Below are 18,278 nucleotides of genomic sequence, written 5' to 3'. Positions count from 1 at the left end.
ATTTAGAATCGTATTTCCGTTATATATTGTAGAAATTACCCCTAATAACATGTTCCATGAAAAGAGTAGAAAAGGCCTCTAAAGCTCATGATATTCAAGTTTCCCTTGAGGGAAAAGAAGTTCCTGAGTTTGAGTTAATACCCAAAATTGGTATGATGGTTAATCTTTCCTTACACATAAGAGGGTTGCCCATTATTGATTACAATACTATGAGGCTTGCCGCGAGCCATTACTTTGCTATTCCCCCTAGTTCATTCAGGGAGATAATTTTTAATCTTGCAGAAATAGAATTTGTTCAACTCGTCACGGAAGGAACTACTATTAAAAAAGTCATTCCACGTGTTCCATACTTTGATGACATTTATACATCAATTGGTGATTATGCAGAGACGGTATATAAATTTAATGAACAAGAAGATTTAGCCTTGCGAATTATTTCAAAACTTTCAGATGCACCAACGGAGAAAAGCAACATTTATCTTCCTGGCGCAGATAAGAAAATTGTTGATAGGAGTTTGCAAATCGGTCTCCAAGGAGGTTACATATTATCAAAAAGAGCAAGAGGAAAGGATATTTTAATTAGCCCAACCTTCTTTTCAGAAAATGCTGATGTTTTTGCTGATATGACTGCTAAGGCCGGAGCTACTCAAATAAAAAAAATACTGGAACTCGTATCTAAATCACAAGGATGGCCTTTAAGCATCATAGAAAAAACAATGAGTATTAATGGGGATCCGATTACAAAGGAGGATCTTTCTATTTTAAAAAGCCTTGCGCAAGATGGCGCAGTCAAGCCTCCCTCTATAACAACTTCTCATTCTGGGAAAAATCATTTTTTGTTCCCTCCAGCTCCCGGAAGTTCAAAATTAAACCCTGTTAACAGGGAAATTTATGAAAGAGCTATGGCGTTAGTATCTTCTGTAAGACAAGGGCAACTGTTGTCAAAATCCTTTGCAATAAAATGGCCTGATAAAATCCTTAGAGCATTAAAACGTGATGGATGGTTACACCCAACAAGTGAAACCTATGCTCAATATCATCAACTTGCGATCATGAAATTGGGAAGACTTGAAAAAGCAACTGGAGATCGTTATAGGTTCATCATTATTAATTCAGAAGAAAATATGAAAGCCTTAGATTTGGCAATAAAACTCGTCGAAGAAGGTAAATTAACGAGCATGGAAGTAAATGAAGATGCTAGGATCGCATTACAAAAAGATCAAACCTACATTGAATCAATTATTTCGTCAAGTGACTTAAGAAGACGTGAGACAATAGAACTAAACGAGGAATCTAAGGCAGAGTTTGAAAATTTATTTATTAAAGGAACATCACTATGATGAAAGATAGATTGATAAAGGAAAAACTTTTAGGATATTATATTAGGAAATTTTGGTATCCTCAGCTTGAAGTAGATATTCTATCCAAACAACGAATTTCCAAAACGAAAAAATTAATTACTGATGTAGATGTGTTGGGATTATATACAGATGTTACCGGCAACTTTAGGCTTGTTCTTGGAGATTGCAAAACATTGAAAAATCAATCTCCAATTACCCGAACTCTTTGGATGAGGGGGTTGATGGCTTATCTAAATTCTGAAAAAGGTATTATTATATTATCAAAGGGAATTGAGAAAGAACATCAGCTAACTTCTAGCATTCTCGGAGTTCAATTACTTTCTGATGATGATTTTACAACTTACTCTAAAGGAACTGCTGATTATATCACTGATCTGAGAAGCGCGATGAGTGAAATTGATATCTGGGATGCATTTATTGAAATAGGAAACCGCTATCCTCCACTAAATAAATTTGTTGAATTTTCGCACACGCTTTTTTGGAACGAACAAAATAGCACGTATCAGCTTAGGTCTGCAATCTACCTATTAAGAACTCTAAAAGGAGAATTAAATCCAGCTAATACATTGCACCAAAGCCTTGTACTCAATCATTTTTCGTTGGTAGCAATAGCCTTAAATAATATACTTATACAAATTTTTAATCAATATTTAGTTCCTTCGGCGAAAAGCGATCTCGATGAGGACCTTAAGGTAATAATATATGGTGGTATCGAAAACTATGAGTTCTTAAATGACCTGAGAAAAACATACGCAGGAGGTTCTGATAAAACAGAAGACCTGAAACTACCCAACTGGGATAAGTTTATTGAATTGGTCAGGTTGATGCTAGACAACCCACTTTCTTTTTCAAACGTAGCCTTGTTACTTAAAGAATTAGCCTTTTTGTTATTATCAAAGGATTCAACAAAATATAATTATTCTAAAAAAATTATTAGTAAAGATAAATTCACTTCGACTTTCAGTTTGAGACTTATAGAATATCTTTGCTCAGCAACTGGTCTCCCAAAAGAGTTTAAAGAGATTTTTACCACCCTTATTATAGATTTAGAGAAAGAGTAGCTATTATATTTTTTACTTGTCTCGAATCTTAAAAAATATATTCTGAATAGTGTGGGTAACGAAACTTAAGAATTTAAGACACTGTCTGACATGATAGTAAGCGATATCATAATAGAGCAGATTGATCAAAATAAGCTTGATAGTGTTCTGAAGGTTAATCTTGGATGTAAATTACCTACTATTGATTAATTGAAGGATGTATTTATTTCTACTTATGATAAATCCGATTTGCGATATGCTATAACGCCGTGCACATATTTTCGAGTGCTTATGAAATAAGCGGATATGAAAACTCCCTTAGGCCATACAGAGGGATATATGGAAGAGAGTTTAAGTGTTGCTTTTGCAACACGATTTTGCGGAGGGGGCTTAAGTTACATGGCTTTGATATTAAATAAAAAATATATGGAAGATGAATGCTCGTTTTCATATGAATTATTGTATAACGCAGTCTTTGTTATAGAATCGTTGCGCCCAGGAGATAAAAAGACGGGGACAGACCTCCATAATGATGTTATCCGATGGAAATGTATTAAAAATGGAACGCAGTCACAGCTTTTTACGGTCGAAACAAAGGCTAAACTATTTTCTTTATTTCAGGAGATCAGACAGCTTGTAACCAAAGGAGTTCTTATTCCAATATTGCATTTTGAAATGCATGGATCGGAGAGAGGTATGCAGTTAACCAGCAATGAGGTTGTAACTTGGGAAGAGTTGGGAGAGTTGTGCAGAAATATTAATATGCTAATAAAAAATCAATTGATTGTTTCCTTAGCAACCTGCAAAGGTGCATATTTTTACAAATGCATTGAAATATCTAGACCAGCACCATTTTGGGGTTATATAGGGCCAAAAGAAGATTCAAATCAATACGAGCTCCTTGAGGATTACACAAATTTTTATACTGTATATTTAGATACAGAACAACTACAAGATGCCATTATTGCTCTTAATGTTGCGAGGGGTACAAACGATTATGTATTTATAAATGGGGATATCATTTTTGAGATATTGTTCGAGTTTATGGATAAGAACTACCCAAGCAAAATTATACGCTTCCATAGACTGAAACATCAAACAAAGGCTATTAATCCAAACATGAACAGGCGACAACGCAGAGGGAAATTAATGCAAAACATTGAAGAACACGACCCTTGGGAATTTAAGAGACGTATAAAGAATCAGTATCTTATGAAGTGAGCTTAACTACCAAGAATATAACATTATTAATATTCACAAAAATATGCCTATATGCAATTACAAATTCCACTTGCAAAACTGAATTATAACGAGCTCTTAGCCCTTATTAAATATAAATACCCAGATATTAATGAAGAAGTGAGACGGATGCACATTGCAGGGAGAACGGGAAGTACGGAGAGGCAGTAGATCGTGATGGAGTAGTTAGGACACATGATTGGATTGCAGCACATAATATTGCTGTAACGGAAGGAATAACTCCACAACATTTGGAACGGATATCAAACGAGATATTAAAGACGGTATCCCTATTTGTAGTGAATAAAACTTAAAAGTGAACGCTTATTGATTACATTAAAGGCAATTCCAAACATTAACCTCGTATTAACTGCGCGAAAACCAATAATCCTTTACTATTGTAGAATATAAATCTATATCTGTGCTTAAATAACACCCTAAATTATTCTGATGAGTAGTCTTTTATAACACCTATATATGAAGTAAATTATATCCTGGTACTATATAGCGACACAATTCAACTTGAGCGGGTCTTGCATTGCCTATACAACACAAAGCCAGCAAGTGTCAGGTTGTAAATGTCATTTACAGTACAATAAATATTAGGTCTAACAATTTACTGGTATTTTTTCTTGCGCAGATAGGCGGCGTACCTTTCCTCTAAGTTTACATCAAGATAAATACCTTATCTAAATAGTTAGCTGTCATGTAGAATTAATCCTGTATCATTCAAAAATTAATCTACCCAAAATCCTCTTGTCATGTTGTATTAGGAATTACGTTGCTGTGCGCAGGTATTTCTATAAGGTTATAGATTTTAGTGTCATTTAGTTTTCAAAGGGACAATATCGTATAAATCACATTACATGCATTATCGTATTTTTTATCTCATTGTAGCAATGAGCTGGCCTTGTATTGCCTTTGCTGGTCAACCCTTAGCCCATGACAGCACTGCCCGGCAAGTAACCCAATTACCTGAAAAGTATCTGGTACAGGTGAGGAAAAAGTCAGATCGGGTAGCCTCACGGGTTACTAACCGAACCGATAAGGTATTGAAACGTCTTGCCAAACAAGAATATAGAATGCAGGCAAAACTCAACAAAATTGATTCTGTTGCGGCAAAGAACATCTTCACTACTTCTATTGCAAAGTTAAACAGCTTACGATTTGGGTTGAAGGGAAAAGTAGCTACTGCCTTACCTATCGGAGGCAACGCAGACCTCGATACGCTGGAGAATTCCCTGAAGTTTTTAGATGGTTCAAAAGAATTATTGGGTAATTCTGAGGCGAAGTTAAAAAGCGCCACTAATAGCCTGCAGGAACTGCGAGGGAGCCTACAACAGGTTGATGATATCAAAGTATATATCCGTGAGCATAAACAACAGTTGCAGGAACAGTTAAAACAATATACCGGGTTTACCAGGAACCTGCAAAAGATGAACAAGGAAGCCTATTATTATGGGCAACAGGTCAATGAATACAAATCCCTGCTCAAAGATAGAAAGAAGGCAGAAGCAAAGGCAGTAGCGTTATTGAAGAAAATGCCTGCTTATAACGACTTTATTCAAAGACATTCACAACTGGGAAGTTTGTTTGGCCTTATTGCATCTGGAAATGTAGCACAAAGCATGGAAGGATTGCAAACCCGTACCCAGGTGGAACAGCTCATTCAGCAACGTGTTGGTAGCAGTCCTTCTGCACAGCAGGCCGTCGGTCAGGCAATGGACCAGGCCAGATCACAGTTCAGTGAATTGAAAAGTAAGTTTCCAGATCTGGATAACAGTGCAGATATGCCGGATTTTAAACCTAATCCCCTAAAGACTAAAAGTTTATTACAGCGGATGGAATTTGGTGGGAATATACAGTTCCAGAAGTCCAATAAGTATTTCCCAACCTATGCGGACATTGCCGGACAGGCTGCATATAAGTTCCATAAGAATGGCAGTTTAGGACTGGGCATTGCTTACAAACTAGGGCTGGGAAAGGGCTGGGAACATATCAGTTTTAGCCATACCGGGCTGGGTTTACGCTCATTTTTTGATTGGAAGATACGCGGAACTTTTTTTGTTAATGGTGGTTTTGAAGAAAATTATCAAACCACTTTTACTAGTTTGAACCAACTAAAAAGCCTGAATATTTGGAAGGGTAGCGCTCTCTTCGGACTCAGCAAAAAATATCAGATTAATCCCAAATTGAAAGGAAATATCATGGTGCTGTATGATTTTTTAGCCCCACGACAATTACCCAAAACAGATAATATCAAAGTCCGGCTTGGATATAACTTCTAAAATCAATAAACCTTAACCTTAAATTTTTAATTCATGAAATCAGTTCTTTTCGTGTTATCCCTGTTATGCGTAACACTGCTTGTTAAAGCCCAGAATTATGATGATGTATTCTACTATTCCACTAACACAACACCGGTTAACGGTGTAAAGCTTAAGACGAACCTACCATTTACCAACAGTTCACAGATGGTAACTATTATCCTGGAAGGATATGCTTATTCTACCGGTGATCCTATGAATCTGACACTTACTTATTACATCTATGGCGGTGCGTTTATTAATAGCAGAGTAAGTACTGCGGCCTCACATACTCCTAATATCACACTTGCGAATGAAAATGGTAAGGTCTCCATTTTTGTCGACAGCAAAATATTTTACCAACGATTTCATGTCAGAGCATTTGCCGGAGGTAATGGAGAACAGGCTGCCTGGTTTACCGGATGGAGTGCTGTTGATTCACTGCTCATTGGTACGGCAACAGCCAGCTACCAGATTCCTTACGTTAACAAATTCACAGGTAATGTGATTATGCCTGGTGGCGGCATCTGGAATAGCACCGGAAATGTGGGTGTAGGTACGGTATCACCACCTGTTAAGTTGAGTGTATATGGCCCTAATAATAACGATGGAGCCATTTCTATTCAATCCAATGTAGACAGCCGGTTCTATATCGCAGAAGGGGATAATATGCTAAGGATAGGTGGACTTAATGCGACCACAGGAGTTATTAATGTAATCAATACAGGTAATGTGGGTATTGGTACCACATCACCAGGTTCTTATAAACTGGCTGTAGAAGGCACAATAGGAGCCAGAAAAGTACAGGTGAAGCAAACCAGTTGGGCAGACTTTGTATTCCAGCAGGATTATCAGTTAATGCCTTTGCTGGAAGTAGAAAATTATGTGCTGGCTAATAAACATTTGCCCGATGTGCCTTCAGCTGTAGAAGTGGAAAAAAATGGTCAGGATCTTGGCGAAATGAATAAAATACTGTTGCAAAAGGTTGAAGAATTGACACTTTACCTGATCAGGCAGGAGAAACGTATAGAACAACTGGAAACAGCAAAAAAATAACCCTACACCTAAAAGAATTCTAATGAAAAAAATAAGTTATGGGCTTTTATGCTTCTTGCTACTAAGTAATAGCGTCTATGCGCAAGAATCTGCGCTAAACCCAACAAAGTTTACGGTAGTTCCGTCTGGGCCCAACGCTACAGCATTGGGTAAGTATGGTGATATTCCGGTGAACTTTGCAAATGGACTTCCAATAATCTCCATTCCACTTACTAATATAACGGTAGGTGATGAACTGAATACGGGTATTGACCTCTCTTACCATGCTTCGGGCATCCGCGTTGATGATATTGCTACTTATGTGGGCTTAGGCTTTAGCCTGAATGCTGGTGGCATGATCTCCCGTGTGGTGAAAGGAAAGCCTGATGAAGCTGGTTATATTGGGTTTAGCAACGGTAATCAAATTCCCCCCGGCTATCAGACTGATGCAGTGGATTCTACCTATACTCGTTTCAAGAACAGCGCTGAGGGTATTACAGATACACAGCCGGATGAATTTACTTACAACTTTTGTGGATATACCGGCAAATTTGTGATGGGTATGAGTTATGAGGCTTACCTGATGCCTTATAAAAACATAAAAATAAAATGGGTGAATGTTTCGGGCGGTTTCTATTTCGTGATCACAACGGAGAATGGTACACAGTATGTATTCAATAATCCTGAAACGACAGAGGTAATGGGCTGCGATGATAGTGACATGTCAACAGTGAACACCTGGTATTTGACTAAGATCATCCTGCCCAGGAGTAAGCGGGTTATTGATTTTACTTATGTGACAGATCCGCTGCTGACTATTCAGTCTGTTTCGGAAAGTGAGACTAGTCTGGGATCGTTAGGACCGTCTGAACCGCTCATCGGATGTCCTACTGCGAATTTTCCTATACATCAAACCTGCAATACCAGCAGGATGATCTATCAAACTAAAGTGAAAAGGATTGATTACGCTGGTGGCAGGATAGATTTTAATTATGGTTTCATCAGGACTGATTTGTCCAATGCTGCGCAGGATACTTTTTATGCACTTAGTTCTGTAGTAGAATCCTCAGTATTGTTTGGTGTGGTTACGCCTGTAAAAAGATTTACGATGGACTATACCAACGGTAGTCGTCTTTTATTGAAGCAGGTGAACAACTGTGATATATATGGTAACATTATTTCTACGTATAAGCTGAACTATAATACTGCTCATAGTTTCCCCGATCTGCTATCTAAAGCGCAGGACCATTGGGGTTATTATAACGGAAAGAACAATACAACTTTGCTGCCTGCGGAGGATGGCGTAGATGGTGCCGACCGGGAACCGGATACGGATTTTATCAAAACCGGGATGCTGGAAAAAATAGAATTCCCCACTGGTGGCTATACGACTTTTGAGTATGAAAATAATACCTACTCGCGTGTTTCAGCAACTGATAGTGTAAATGATGCATTATATAGTACGGGCAGTGTAGCTAAAGAGATAAGGACAGGATATTATTCTTCTACAATTCAGTATCCAAATTATCTTAGTGACAGTGCGACCTTTAGTATAAATACACACCAGTTTGTAAACAGTACTGCAACAATACAATCTTGTTGTGGTAACAGTGCCAGTTTGATTATCCGTAAACTGGGAACTTCTCAGACCTGGGATGTTGGTAACGGGCAGACTTACATAGAATTGGATTCGGGACAATACCGGATTATGCTGAATTGTGCGCATGATGAGCCAACTAATACTTATGAACAGTCGAAGATCACGCTTCAGTATAAGAATGTGACCGGGTATACCAAGATAGCACTGGGTGGTGGTTTACGGGTGAAGAAAATCACTTCTTATGATGGCCTTAACCATGCAAATGATGTGGTCAAGTCTTATTACTATCGTTTTGGAAATGATAGTCTGCACTCTACCGGATGGCTGTTTGATAAGCCTGACTATAAGTACAGTTTTACTGCGATGTGTCCTCCGGTAGTGGACCATTCTGGTGACGGGTCTTCTACTGGGGAGTATTCCTGTAATACCAATATAAAAACTTCGTCAGCTAACAATGAAATGGATTTTTCGCATGGTTCCAGTCTGACGTATAAGGAAGTACTGGAATCAACAAGAAATAGCAATGAGAATGGCAGTACACGGTATTCATATTTAATTATAAGTGATGCCAACCCTTATATGACCTATCCTTTTACCCCATGGACAAATAGCCATCCGGCTAATGCTATGGAAGAAAGCCGGTCTATATATGACAATACCGGAAAATTGCTGGAAAAAACCTCTACCACTTATGAAACGTATTTGAAAGGCAGCCTGACAGGCTGGAAGGCAGGTTATGTAATGAAGGGACATTTTGCCCTTGGTGCAGCGGTTGAACGGTTCCTTGGAAAGAAATATTATTATAATAGTTATGCAGTGGAGCCGCTGACAGCTACCGTGAAAGAATACTCCGGTACAGATTCATTGGTTGATGTTGTAGAATATACTTACGACAATAAACAGCACTATTTACCGACGCGCATTCATAGGGTAACTTCTAAAGGTGATGATCACTGGATATACAATAAATATCCTACAGATTATGTCATTCCAACTGGCACGTTATCATCAGCATTACAGGCTTTGAAAATGATGCAGGATAGCAATATCCATAATCCAATGATTGAACAGTACGTACAGCAGGTGCGATCTGGTGTGACTTCCACGATTTATGGGAAACAGGTGCAGTACCAAACAAATATTCAGGGTGTAGTGATGGCAGGAAGCTATAAACTGAAAAGAAGTTCTCCTTTATCCGGTTTTACACCAACATATATTCAGAGTAACGACCTTATAAGAGATGTCAATTATGTGCAGGATATTGTTTTTAATACTTATGATAGTACTGGTAACATCCGTGAGCAAAGAAATGTCAATGATGTAAACGGAGTGTATATATGGGGATATAATAATCTTTATCCTGTAGCTGAGATCACCGGAAGTACTTATGCTGCTGCTGTGGCCTTTATAACAAATATGAACATACTCCGTAATCCCACGAGTGATACACAGCTTAGGGCTGAGCTGAACAAAATAAGAATAGGGCTGGCATCTGCCAATGCATTGGTGACCACCTATACGTATAAGCCAGGTGTTGGTGTGACCAGTATAACTAATCCCTCTGGCAGAACGGTCTATTACGAATATGATAGATTCGGCCGTCTGAAACTGACCAAAGATAAAGATGGGAAAATCCTTAAACAGATGGATTACAAGTACAATAGTCCTGTTACCTATTAACCTCAGAAACTTATTTTATGAACAAAATTACTGCATATATCACCTTTGCGCTGTTGTGGTTAGGGATAAGTAGCACAGTAAAGGCTCAGAATGTACCCAATGGGCAAGGCCGCCCGGCGGCGGTGCCTGTAGCTTTGCCAGGTGCTTATACGGATACTACAATCAATTTGATACGCACCTGGGAACCCAGTATGCCTGCTACAGATACCAATGTGGTTTCTTCATCCAGTCGTACATTGGCAGAGGTGAAGGAATCAACCCAATATTTTGACGGACTTGGCCGCCCGCTGCAAACGATTAACAGGAGAGTTAGTCCTCTGGGTAGGGATTTGGTAACTCCGTTTGTGTATGATGCTTATGGCCGGGAGCAGTTTCAGTATCTTCCTTATGTTCCTAAAACGGGAAACACCAGTGATGGTAAGCTTAAGATTGATCCATGGAGTGGGCAACGGGCTTTCTATCGGGATAGTACACTGATTCCTGGTATTGGGGCTGACAGTGTTTACTATGATCAGACAGATTTTGAGCCATCTCCTCTAAACAGGGTACTTAAAAGTTACTCACCGGGAAACAGTTGGGCAAAAACCGGGGGTAATCATCCTTCGCAGTTGCAATACCTGTTTAACAAAGTTTCTGATTCTGTTCGTATCTGGTATTTCACTGCCGGAAATGTTGTTCCGGTAAGTGGTAGTGGAAAGGTATATGCTCCGGGGCAATTGCACAAAAATGTATCGATTGATAATGCGGGGATGCAAACTATAGAATACAAAGACAAGGAAAACCAACTGGTACTAAAGAAAAAACAGTTATCTGCCACACCGGGAACAGCGCATGTAGGCTGGCTGTGCACCTATTACTGTTATAACGACCTAGGGCAGTTTTGCTTTGTCGTACCACCTAAAGCGACAGACGCTATAAAAAACAATTGGGTAATCACTTCTGCTGTTACCAGTGATTTATGCTTTATATACAGGCATGATGAGCTGAACAGGGTGATTGTAAAAAAAGAGCCTGGGGCAGATTCTACAGAGAATGTATATGATGTGCGTGACAGGGTTGCTTTTAGTCGGGATGGTGCATTAAAAGTAAAGGGTCAATGGTTGTTTCATTTCTATGATGATTTGAATCGTCCTACTATGACGGCCCTGTGCTATATGACTACCAACAGAGCAGATCTTCAGAGTGTGATGAATACGGCGACATCCAATACCATGTCGATTCCGTTTACCTTTGCAGGTACAGGTGATCTGATTGTGATAGCTCCTACAGGTGATTCCTTGTATGAAGCTACAAATTCGATTACCTTTCAGGGGGATTTTGATTCTGGAACAGGTGCAAATTTTATTGCGCAGATCAATCCTAATGCAACGAATGGAGCCGATACAATCAATGCCACAAACCCTCATCCATACATAGTACCCAGTGGATTGATCCCTGTTTCATATACTTTTTATGACGATTATAATTATGCCGGTAAGTTTGACTATGTAAGTGGAGATGCAGGAAAACCACTTGCACTAAGCAATCCCTATGCTGAAACCAATCCTTCTACCCCGACGACCAATACAAAGGGTATGCTTACAGGTATGAAGGTAAGGATATTGGATACCGATCAGTGGCTGACAACGACCCAGTATTATAATGACAAAGGCCGGAATATTCAATCTATAGCGCAGAATACCTCTGGCGGGGAAACAGTAACTACAAGTTTGTACAACTTTAATGGAAAAGTGCTCAGTACTTATGAGCGGATAAGGAATTTCAGAAGTATCGTTACTCCTCAAATTACTTTGCTCACCATGATGCACTATGATGCGGCGGGTAGGATGGACTCGTTAAAAAAGCAGTTGAATGATGATCCCAATCTGCTTAAAACTATTGCAGTTTACAGTTACGACGAACTGGGAAAACCGAAACTAAAAAGGCTTGCGCCAACCAGTACAACAGCCCAGTTGGAAAGCCTTAACTATGAGCGTAACGTTCGTGGCTGGCTGAAATCAATAAACAAAAATTTTGTAAATACACCTGGTAGTTCTGCAAATTATTTTGGCGAAGAGTTGAGTTATGACTATGGCTTTGATAGTGTAGCTTATAATGGTAACATAGCCGGGGCAAAATGGAAAAGCATTTCGGACGGGACTGCCCGTGCCTATGGATACAGCTACGATAAAACGAGCAGGATTACTGCAGCTTATTTTAGCCAGCAGAATACTGGAAGTACTGCCTGGACAAAAGATAAGGTAGATTTTAGCGTAAGCAATCTTTCTTATGATGCGAATGGAAACATCAAAACTATGACGCAAAAGGGAATGATTGGTAATTCAATTGCTACAATTGACCAGCTGACTTATACCTATCCGGCAACCAGCAACAAATTGTCGTCCGTATCTGATCCCAGTAGCACCGCATCTTCCAAACTGGGAGATTTTTTAGATGGGGCCAATACGGGTGATGACTACAGTTATGATGAAAATGGTAATCTGAACCAGGATTTAAATAAGGGAGTTAGTTTGATCGCTTACAATTACCTTAATCTGCCACAAAGCATTAAGATTACAGGTAAGGGTATGGTTACTTACACTTATGATGCAGCCGGTAATAAGCTGCGTAAAACGACGGTGGATTCAACTCAAACACCTGTTAAGACCACCACTACAGATTACATAAGCGGACTGATATATGAGCAGGATTCATTACAGGTCATTCCGCATGAAGATGGACGAATCAGGGTTGTTTACAGGACAAATCAAGCTCCCAATTATGGGTTTGATTATTTTGATGTAGACCATCTGGGCAATGTAAGGGTAGTACTGGCTACTAAAAGCGATACCGCTTATTATGCTGCAACCATGGAATCTGCAGCCAGTGCTTATGAAAATGCTTTGTTTAGCAATATCGATAATACCCGGACAGCCATATCTGGTATCACCGGATATCCTACAGATAATACCACCAATCCTAATGCCTTCGTGGCAAAATTAAATGCGACCAGTGGACAGAAAATAGGGCCGTCATTGGTACTCCGGGTAATGGCAGGTGATACTGTTCAGATCAATGCTACAGGAGTTTATATCAGCACAGCAGCAAATACCTCTGTTACGACACCTCCTGATATGATATCCGCCATTTTAAATGCCTTTAGTGGTTCGGGAATTAGTGACGGGGTTCACGGAGCCTTTGGCGTTGGTTCTGCCATTAATACAGGTCTTACTACAACTGTGTTCAACAGCTTAAAGCAGATAGATACTACACAGAATCTTTCCACTAAGCCCAAGGCATATCTTAACTTCGCCCTCTTTGATGACCAGTTTGCCCTGGTAAATGAAAATAGTGGTGTTCGGCAGATACAGGGTAGCACAAATGTCTTGCAACCCTTATCTGTGGGAAGAATGACGATCAAAAAGACCGGATTTCTGTATATTTATACGAATAATGAGAGCGGTAGTGATGTGTTCTTTGACAATCTGGTAGTCACGCATAACAGCGGTCCTGTTATCGAGGAAACACATTATTATCCATTCGGCCTTACTATGGCGGGGATCAGTAACCACGCCTTAAAGGGGTTGAACTATCCCGAAAACAGATTAAAATACAACGGGAAAGAGTTGCAAAGCGGAGAATTTGCAGACGGCAGTGGAATTGAATGGTACGACTATGGAGCCAGGATGCAAGATCCCCAACTTGGAAGATGGCATGTACCTGATCCATTGGCTGGTAAGTATGACGCTTACTCTCCATACAATTATGCAATAAATAATCCGGTTAGTCTGCTTGATCCGAACGGGATGGACGTTCACTATTTCGATGGCGGGGTTACGTATGACGGTGCCGACGCAGTAGAGGCTTTCCAAAAGATTGAAACTGCCAGGGCGAATTTTAACGACGGCGGAAAAAGGAGAGGGAAAAATAAAACAGCTTTCGTTCCAGCTTTATATTATTTGTTAGCAGGTGAAATTTTAACTGGTGCGACAGCTTCAACGAGTTTGTATCATTTTCCAAGTTCCGATGACTGGAAGGCTGCCTGGAACGACTTTTATGCTAAACTACAATACATTCCAAACGGAGGAGTTGTTGGTTACGAGCTAGATCAACTATTTGGCAAAGGTTCTAAGCACTTAGTAGGATATGATCCTGCTCTAGCTCTGAAAATGTTTCAGGAGCTGGCTAGGATTTACTCTAAAACGTCGAGCAAGAGTGGTGTTGTGTATGCGCTATTGGCAACACATGATGGTTTGTACAATGTTTACGTATCTGGCAGCCCTGTTCCTAGTCCCGTGAAAGTCCTGTTAAAGGCGGGGGATGTGTGGAAATATGGAGAGACAACTGATCCGAAGAATAGGTATGATGATGCATACTTACAACAGGAAGGTGTTCGTATTGTACCTCTATTTTCAGGAAACCAGGTACAGTTGAAAGCTATGGAGAAATTCTTAATTTACGGATACTATTTTCAGACTGGCCAATTGCCACCTGCAAATAAAATGTTTAGATAAATAATGAAACTATGAGAGTCTATTTTACGCAAAATCTATCACATGACATGCTTGATAAATTTGATATTGTAACGGCTATCGGAAAAAACATGGATATTTTTTTTGCAGACAAAATTTACGGTAGTGATGTCGAGGTGATTTATATTGGGATTCGTTGCCTTACTCCTGTATTTGAAAGTGCTTTTCCTAAAAAGAAACCTAAATACGACCTCAAAGGAAAAGTGTATCATGTCAATAACGATGATGGCCCTATAAAATCACCAGATAAGGCTCTATCGTATAGTTTAACACTAGATTATAGCAAGTACAAGGAGATTACGGACATTCGCTCTATATTTCCTCAGGATGTCTTAGACTCATTGGATATAATTGGTACTATTAAGCAAATAAAAGATTTTGATCTTGTTAAATTCAAATCGGATTTTGAGACTTTCTTTAAATCAGTAGGTTGGATTTAGGTAAGTATACAGAAGCAGTGGTCTTGATGACTAACTGCTTCTGTATTTTGTCAAAATAGAACAATTAGTAGAAATAACCATTGATCCCTAATCTTCATGTTTACCCCAATTAAATCCAATTATGAAAGTGTATTTTGCAAAGTACTTTTCCGCTGATATCGCCGGTAAATTCCGGGTTATGGATATCAACAAAGAGTTTATTGAATTTTTTTCAGATAAGACTTACGGTAGCGATATTGAGGTGATCTATATCGGTGTGCTTTGTATGAGCCAAATTTCTGAAAGTGCTTTTCCAACTAAAAAAGCTAAATACGAACGGGTTGGGAAAAAACGTCAGGGCGATATTGGTGAACCGGAAAATAATGTATTAGATTATCAAATACGGCTGGATTTTGAAAAGTATGCGGAGACACCGGACATTCGCACCATATTTCCGGAGGATGTTTTAAACTCGTTAAATGTGGTCAGCACAATTAAACAGATCAAGGATTTTGATCTTGCTAAATTCAAATCGGATTTTGAGGCCTTCTTCAAATTAATAGGCTGGATTTCTCCAATCACATGCTAACACTTACACAGATGCATAACCAAAGTAACATTCAGATGAGAATTTATAAACGAAAAAACAGTAGCAAGAATGAACCTGCTACTGTTTAATTATTCTACTTTTATTCTTTAATAATCTGTATCACTATTTCAGGAAGGGTCATTGAAAATACAATTACTTATTGAGCTCGTTTAACAATACTTTTAAGTTCAGCCATAAAGTTTTCAGCATCCTTTTGAGAACGGATTACCTGTGCTAAGCCATCAACACGAACAGATTTAGATTGCATAGGCTTTGGATTACTACCCTGACTTCTCTGGGCAACTTTCTTATACTGATCTATCTTATGTTGAATATTTTGATTCATAGTACAAATGTACCCCTTTTCTTACGCATCAATTAGACAAATCATCATTCCTTATCTCGCTTCTGCTTTTATTTATCCCATCTCTCAACCCTCCAAAATTGTAATTCAGGCTAATATTAAAAGAGCGGAAATAATCCCTGCTGGTACTAAACTGTTGAAAGTTGGGGCCGAAAGTCTGGTTCTGATTATCCCTGTATTTTGTAAAAGGATTTTTAATACTTCCGGCAACAGACAGTTTGTTTTTAACCAGTTCTTTATTGACTCCAAATGCAGTACTGATCATGCCATTGGAAGTCCCCTGCGAGCCATTCGGACTGCGACTGATTACATTCAGATCCGCATTGATCCGCCAGCCTTTATTGAGTTGAAAAGCATTTGATAAAGCAAGAGAATATATCCAGCGGTTATTACTGATAGCCATACCATCACTTAGCCAGAGGTACATCACATTTCCATTCAAACCAGCATTATACCATTTAGTCAGCGGATAACTGATATTGAAATTACTACCTAAACTCTTCGCCTTACCAACATTGGCATAAGAGGTACGGGTAATCTTAGTAACAGCATCAAAATTAACCACCTTAAGATCCAGGTTATTCATAAAGGAATAATCCAAACCAATATTCAATGATAATTTCTTATTACTGCTATAACCTGCCTGTATATCATTCAATAGAACAGGACGTAGACCAGGATTACCTGTTGATTCAATATTTGGATTAGAACGATCTACATAAGGGTTTAGCCTGTTGATACCTGGTCTTCTCATCCGCTGTGTAAATCCGAAGTTAATACTGCTTTGATCATTGAAGTTTTTGCCTACAGCAATGGAAGGAATCACATTCAGATAGTTCTGATCAGCAACAGCAGCGGAAGAAATAAAATCAGCCTTTATTACTGTTTGCTCAAGTCTTACTCCCGCAGTGATATTCCAACTTTTTAATGATAACTGATAGGAGTTATAAGCACTGAATACATTCTGGGTATTGGTATATAAATCTGATAACGCAGTAACCAATTCAAATTTTCCATTGTTGAAGGAGTTATACTGAAAATCGCTGGAGTTCCTTCTGAGAATACCTTTCACACCCGCTTCTATATTCAGTGCTTTTACGGAAGTGACAAAGTCCATCTGGAAGGTATGCTCTTTAAAGCTTTGATGTGCATGCTGGTTATAATCAGGAGCATTTGATATGTTGATATTAGCCTGCTGATCTCCCGGATTGGTGCTATACATATAAGAGAAGGTCAGAAATCTGCTCTTAGAGGATTTAAACCCAAGCTGGTAATTAATAGCTGCATCAATACCATAAGAATGACTGGTATTATGATTGAGCAAATCATATTGTTGTGAAGATGCAACAGATGATAAACTACTGTTGCCGTTAGCGCGGGTACCATTGATATTAAATTGTCCGGAGAGAAGGTTCAGCGAATCAATTTCATAACTCAGCTGTGTACCAAAGTAACCATTTGTATTTTTAGATTTGGCCAATCCGTTCTGTTGCAGATTTGTGGTATCAGTACCTGTTCTGGTATTGGTAAAACTGGTCTGAGGGGAGTTATATATACTTACTCCACCAAAGGCAGAAACGCCCAATTTACCCAGTTTAGCTGTGAAAGAACCACCTGCACCTGGTCCGCCGGCAGGAAAGCCTTCGTTCACATTTAAAGTACCGTTATAGCCTTCATTCACCTTTTTATTGGTAATGATATTAATGATCCCGGCAAGGCCTTCTGCATCATATTTAGCAGGAGGGATAGTGATCACTTCTATTTTCTGGATAGTAGATGCCGGCATGCTTCTCAGTATTGCAGTTAAATTACCATTCACCATACTGGAAGATTTGCCATTAATCAGTACCTTATAACTGGCGTTTCCTTTTAAAAGGATATTATCACTACCATCTAAAGTGATAAAAGGGATTTTACGCATCATCCCTAAAACGCTGTTGCCTTTACTTTCAGGATCTGCCTGTAAGTTGTAGATAATACGATCCGACTTTTGTTGAATAAATGTTTTGTTGGCAATGATGGCCACTTCTTTTAAATTCTGTACAGAATCAGCGGTTTGTGCCAGAACGGTATTGCTAATTAATATACTGATAATCAGTATTATAAATTTATTGCACATGGTAATAATGAATTA

11 protein-coding genes are annotated in these 18,278 nt (G+C 39.0%); 9 read left to right on the top strand and 2 right to left on the bottom strand.

Going from position 1 to position 18,278, the window contains the following annotated elements; genetic code table 11:
- The first annotated feature begins 56 nt into the window (after positions 1-56).
- The 9 genes from BMW86_RS01825 (at position 57) to BMW86_RS01785 (ending at position 15,780) form a co-directional block, all read left to right on the top strand.
- Positions 57-1,340, top strand: a complete 1,284-nt coding sequence (locus BMW86_RS01825) for a hypothetical protein (protein WP_089778405.1) — start codon at positions 57-59, stop codon at positions 1,338-1,340.
- Positions 1,337-2,422 (top strand): hypothetical protein, encoded by a 1,086-nt coding sequence (locus BMW86_RS01820; RefSeq protein WP_089778403.1) that lies wholly within the window; start codon positions 1,337-1,339, stop codon positions 2,420-2,422. The genes BMW86_RS01825 and BMW86_RS01820 overlap by 4 nt, the downstream gene beginning before the upstream one ends.
- Before the next feature lie 285 nt (positions 2,423-2,707).
- Positions 2,708-3,622, top strand: a complete 915-nt coding sequence (locus BMW86_RS01815) for a hypothetical protein (RefSeq protein WP_089778401.1) — start codon at positions 2,708-2,710, stop codon at positions 3,620-3,622.
- Positions 3,623-4,506: 884 nt separating this feature from the next.
- Positions 4,507-5,928: a hypothetical protein gene (locus BMW86_RS01810; RefSeq protein ID WP_255372827.1), complete on the top strand. Its 1,422-nt coding sequence runs from the start codon at positions 4,507-4,509 to the stop codon at positions 5,926-5,928.
- A 33-nt stretch (positions 5,929-5,961) separates the two neighbouring features.
- The gene (locus tag BMW86_RS01805; RefSeq protein ID WP_089778397.1) at positions 5,962-7,002 is read left to right on the top strand and encodes a hypothetical protein; all 1,041 of its coding nucleotides are present in this window, start codon (positions 5,962-5,964) and stop codon (positions 7,000-7,002) included.
- A gap of 22 nt (positions 7,003-7,024) precedes the next feature.
- A complete protein-coding gene (locus tag BMW86_RS01800; RefSeq protein WP_143056454.1) occupies positions 7,025-10,261 on the top strand; it encodes an RHS repeat domain-containing protein in 3,237 nt (1,078 codons plus the stop codon).
- Positions 10,262-10,278: 17 nt separating this feature from the next.
- Positions 10,279-14,754 (top strand): DUF6443 domain-containing protein, encoded by a 4,476-nt coding sequence (locus BMW86_RS01795; protein WP_218149092.1) that lies wholly within the window; start codon positions 10,279-10,281, stop codon positions 14,752-14,754.
- A gap of 11 nt (positions 14,755-14,765) precedes the next feature.
- On the top strand, positions 14,766-15,212 hold the full coding sequence (locus BMW86_RS01790; RefSeq protein ID WP_089778393.1) for a hypothetical protein: 447 nt from the start codon (positions 14,766-14,768) through the stop codon (positions 15,210-15,212).
- Between the two features lie 121 nt (positions 15,213-15,333).
- Positions 15,334-15,780, top strand: coding sequence for a hypothetical protein (locus BMW86_RS01785; RefSeq protein WP_089778391.1), 447 nt, complete (start codon positions 15,334-15,336; stop codon positions 15,778-15,780).
- A 157-nt stretch (positions 15,781-15,937) separates the two neighbouring features.
- Here the strand turns inward: BMW86_RS01785 and BMW86_RS01780 are convergent, their stop codons facing one another.
- Complete coding sequence (locus BMW86_RS01780) at positions 15,938-16,126, bottom strand: hypothetical protein (RefSeq protein WP_089778389.1); 189 nt, start codon at positions 16,124-16,126, stop codon at positions 15,938-15,940.
- A 28-nt stretch (positions 16,127-16,154) separates the two neighbouring features.
- Positions 16,155-18,263 (bottom strand): outer membrane beta-barrel family protein, encoded by a 2,109-nt coding sequence (locus BMW86_RS01775; RefSeq protein ID WP_089778388.1) that lies wholly within the window; start codon positions 18,261-18,263, stop codon positions 16,155-16,157.
- Positions 18,264-18,278: the final 15 nt, after the last annotated feature.

The sequence above is a fragment of the Chitinophaga sp. YR573 genome (genome assembly GCF_900110995.1).
Taxonomy (GTDB): Bacteria; Bacteroidota; Bacteroidia; order Chitinophagales; family Chitinophagaceae; genus Chitinophaga.
Note: the sequence above shows the minus strand (reverse complement) of the source record. Positions and strands in the feature narration are given on the sequence as shown.

Excerpts from the sequence above, each read along its gene's own strand:
- BMW86_RS01825 (WP_089778405.1), top strand. The coding sequence starts at position 57 with ATGAAAAGAGTAGAAAAGGCCTCTAAAGCTCATGATATTCAAGTTTCC.
- BMW86_RS01820 (WP_089778403.1), top strand. The coding sequence starts at position 1,337 with ATGATGAAAGATAGATTGATAAAGGAAAAACTTTTAGGATATTATATT.
- BMW86_RS01815 (WP_089778401.1), top strand. The coding sequence starts at position 2,708 with ATGAAAACTCCCTTAGGCCATACAGAGGGATATATGGAAGAGAGTTTA.
- BMW86_RS01810 (WP_255372827.1), top strand. The coding sequence starts at position 4,507 with ATGCATTATCGTATTTTTTATCTCATTGTAGCAATGAGCTGGCCTTGT.
- BMW86_RS01805 (WP_089778397.1), top strand. The coding sequence starts at position 5,962 with ATGAAATCAGTTCTTTTCGTGTTATCCCTGTTATGCGTAACACTGCTT.
- BMW86_RS01800 (WP_143056454.1), top strand. The coding sequence starts at position 7,025 with ATGAAAAAAATAAGTTATGGGCTTTTATGCTTCTTGCTACTAAGTAAT.
- BMW86_RS01795 (WP_218149092.1), top strand. The coding sequence starts at position 10,279 with ATGAACAAAATTACTGCATATATCACCTTTGCGCTGTTGTGGTTAGGG.
- BMW86_RS01790 (WP_089778393.1), top strand. The coding sequence starts at position 14,766 with ATGAGAGTCTATTTTACGCAAAATCTATCACATGACATGCTTGATAAA.
- BMW86_RS01785 (WP_089778391.1), top strand. The coding sequence starts at position 15,334 with ATGAAAGTGTATTTTGCAAAGTACTTTTCCGCTGATATCGCCGGTAAA.
- BMW86_RS01780 (WP_089778389.1), bottom strand. The coding sequence starts at position 16,126 with ATGAATCAAAATATTCAACATAAGATAGATCAGTATAAGAAAGTTGCC.
- BMW86_RS01775 (WP_089778388.1), bottom strand. The coding sequence starts at position 18,263 with ATGTGCAATAAATTTATAATACTGATTATCAGTATATTAATTAGCAAT.